Origin of the sequence: Xenorhabdus khoisanae (assembly GCF_001037465.1) — a bacterium.
GTDB lineage: Bacteria > Pseudomonadota > Gammaproteobacteria > Enterobacterales > Enterobacteriaceae > Xenorhabdus > Xenorhabdus khoisanae.
This window is the reverse complement of the sequence record NZ_LFCV01000193.1, coordinates 1-1,004: the sequence shown is the minus strand read 5'-3', so window position 1 is coordinate 1,004 and position 1,004 is coordinate 1. Positions and strand designations below refer to the sequence as shown.

Sequence of the window (1,004 nt, the reverse complement as noted above, 5' to 3'; positions counted from 1 at the left end):
CATCAAAGCCGCCCTTTTGGCTTCTGAGGGCTAGACTGCTAAGATGATTGCTCAAGCTCCGCTTGTTCATGAAAATACCTCTTATCCAATCAAAAAGCTTTAAGCTTTATCTGAACAGTTTTAACCAAACCCGCGTTGCTGATTGGGAAACAGTACAAAAAACTCTGCAACAGGATTTATCTGCTTGTGCCAATGGCGATATCGAAATTGTTTTACATCACCTTCATGAATTCAATCAGCAGCCAATTGCCGAATTTGCAGGAAAATGCATCGATAATCAGGATATTGAAAAAGCGCACAAAGGAATAGTGCTCTTCTTTTCAAGATGAGTATGCGAGTATAACCAACCAGGCTTGGAAATTCCTTATGAAGGTAAGGCGTTACATGTTTAGTATAAAAGAATTTAAAATCCCGGTAATGGCTCATGTGAAATAAGATGAGAATCGTCATTACTTCTCTGAAAGAAAGAGAAGACGAGCGATTACGCTGGAGTAATCCGTCCCCGATTAACTGCTGATGCCAGAAAGGGACAAACTTTTGGCAGAAATCATCGACGCAGCAGTAAAGTTCTTCCAAAGTAGCCATAGCCTGAGGATCTCCACGATTTTTTTCTTTGACAAAAAATTTAATCGTGCCTCAGACACTTTAGTTCCTTTCTAAAGGAAGTAACTAAACTGCTGGATGAAACCAGTTATACCCAATAGATTTCAAGTTGCTGTAACGGCAAGTGGTAATTCCTCAGAAACCGAGATAACTTGCATAGGTAACACCATGTTATATCGTTATACTACTAAAGGCGTAAACGCAATAAAGCAGCAACTTGAAAGATAGAGAATATAAAACTTTTGTGATCATTTTTATATTAAAATATAATTAAATTTCCCTGGTGATGACAAACCGGACGATACATATTTTGTATATTTTGTAATAAATAAGAGTGGCAGATAGTTACTACGGAACGGTGAATTTCGCATTTTTCTATCCCCCACCACCCTAATTAAATA

Annotated in this window: 2 pseudogenes; one reads left to right on the top strand and one right to left on the bottom strand. The window is 37.8% G+C overall.

The features are described from left to right. Positions 1-74 precede the first annotated feature (74 nt). Positions 75-287 (top strand): annotated as a pseudogene (gene queF / locus AB204_RS19805) (NADPH-dependent 7-cyano-7-deazaguanine reductase QueF); the annotation flags it as partial. 2 nt (positions 288-289) lie between these two features. Here the strand turns inward: queF and AB204_RS24165 are convergent. Beyond that, positions 290-585 (bottom strand): annotated as a pseudogene (locus tag AB204_RS24165) (IS982 family transposase); the annotation flags it as partial. Between the last annotated feature and the right edge of the window lie 419 nt (positions 586-1,004).